The sequence below is a fragment of the uncultured Thiodictyon sp. genome (assembly GCA_903837595.1).
GTDB lineage: Bacteria > Pseudomonadota > Gammaproteobacteria > Chromatiales > Chromatiaceae > Thiodictyon.
This window is the reverse complement of record CAILVI010000389.1, coordinates 1-1,880: the sequence shown is the minus strand read 5'-3', so window position 1 is coordinate 1,880 and position 1,880 is coordinate 1. Positions and strand designations below refer to the sequence as shown.

The 1,880-nt window shown below is 64.0% G+C and carries 1 pseudogene; it reads right to left on the bottom strand.

Features of this window, described 5'->3' with window-relative positions:
- Positions 1–338: 338 nt before the first annotated feature.
- Positions 339–1,586, bottom strand: a pseudogene (locus QZY44_RS23350) (ISNCY family transposase); the annotation flags it as partial.
- Positions 1,587–1,880 lie beyond the last annotated feature (294 nt).

Below are 1,880 nucleotides of genomic sequence, written 5' to 3'. Positions count from 1 at the left end.
TCGAGCCGCCGCCCCCGCAGCCGGAAACAGGCTGAGTTTGCCAAAATGAGAATTGCTGCCGCGGTGTCCTTCGACAGCAAGGAGAACACCACGACCAGCCACCCGGCGACCCTGGAGATCGCGCTGGCGCCTGACCGGGCGGCTCACGGCTTGGCCGTCCTCGCGCGGCTGTATGGAATGAGCTCTCTATGTCCTCATATTGCAGCTTCGCTCCCCGTGGGGCGTCAGCAATTCTCATTTTGGCAAACTCAGCCTGTTTCCGGCTGCGGGGGCGGCGGCTCGAAGCTGTTCAGCATGAAGGCCGTCAGCGCCGTCCAGCTGTCGAAGCACAGGTAGGTGGTCAGGGTACGGATGTCGTTGAACAGGCGCTGGCGTGAGGGCAGCTTCTGGCGCAGCAGCCGGTAGCTGTCGTCCATCCACTCCAGCACCGTGTGCGTCAGGAACGCAAGGATGATGAGACTGGCCAGGAGCGATGACAAATGCTGTTGGCCGTGACCGTAGTTGTGTTCGAAATGGTAGCCCTTGGTCTTGAGAACGTTGTTGTTTTCGTTCTCGATCTTCCACCGGCTGCGGCCGGCCGCGACGACCTCGACCACGCGCTCGGCAGTCAGCGCAAAGGTGGTGGCAAAGGCGTTGCGATACAGGATCTTGCCGTGCCCATCGGTGGTGGTGAGTTCGCACCAATTGACCTCCAGCGCCCCGTCGGCGTCGCACAAGGGGATGGCGTGGGCAAAGCGATAAGTGTCCGTCTCGTGGCGCTTGCCGGTCCAGCGGGTGTGCACCACGGTGTGGACAGCGCCGCTGCGCTCCAGATGCGCGACCCAGTCGTACACCGTGGCGTGCGACGTCGGCTTACAGACCAGGATGAAGCCCAGCCCCAGCGACTGCAAGGTGCGGCAAAACGGCTCGTGGCAGTAGAGATCGTCGCCGAGGACGGTCGTCTTCAGGTGGCTGAAGTGCGTGCCGTGCCGAGCCAGCCAGCGCTTGGCGGCGGTGAGCTCGCAGTCTTGTTTCAGGGCGCCGTCCTGGGGTTGCACGAACTCCGGGGCCAGCGCAATGACCTTGTCGCTGCCCGGCTTCACCAGCACCGGTGTGACCGCCGTGTGGACATACGTCACCTTGCCGTTGGCGTGACGGCGCGTGGAACAGTGCTCACAGTGGATGTTCGCCGAGGAGAAATACTCCGTCCCGTCCAGGGCAAGGAGCAGCGTCTGGCCGACCGAGCGGTGGGCATCGACCACGCCGGCCTGCTCCAACGCATTGAAGAGATACGCATACATCGGCTCCACCGCACTGGGCGGGGTGGGGTCGAGCAGGTTGCGGGTGTGATTGTCCGAGGGAATGTCATGGACACCAAACAGCGTCCGGGCGTTATTTTCCCCGCGCCGTTGTTCCAGGCTGCGTTGGTACTCCAGAAACGAGGGGCTTTGCATGAAGAACACCGAGAAGGCGCTCAGCCCCGCATCGACCATTGTGTACGTCGTGTTCTTGCCCGTGCGCCGGTCGATGAACCCCGCAAAGGTCCGGCGCAGCTGCTTGGTGATGTCGTCCAAGGTGACAACGTAGGGGCCAAAAGGTGCACTCATCAGGGAGGGTCCGGTTGCGACGGGCCGACCACCTTAACGTGTAAATGCCAAAATGAGAACTGCTGCTCGCTTGCCAGCCCTGAAGCATCACCCTGCCTCCGGCTGACATGGGGCGGAGTCGGCGCCGGTGGGCGCTGGCGTTGGCCGTTGCGGGGTGCGTTTGCCCTGACCAGGGGTTGCAGCGGGAAGCCCTGGGGGGTGCCGGGAGGGTTGTCGCACAGGTACGCGCTGGTGCGTCACGGTCGCCGGTGTGCCCGGGTCCGGCGCCGTGCCCGGCGGCGGTTATTCGAGCTG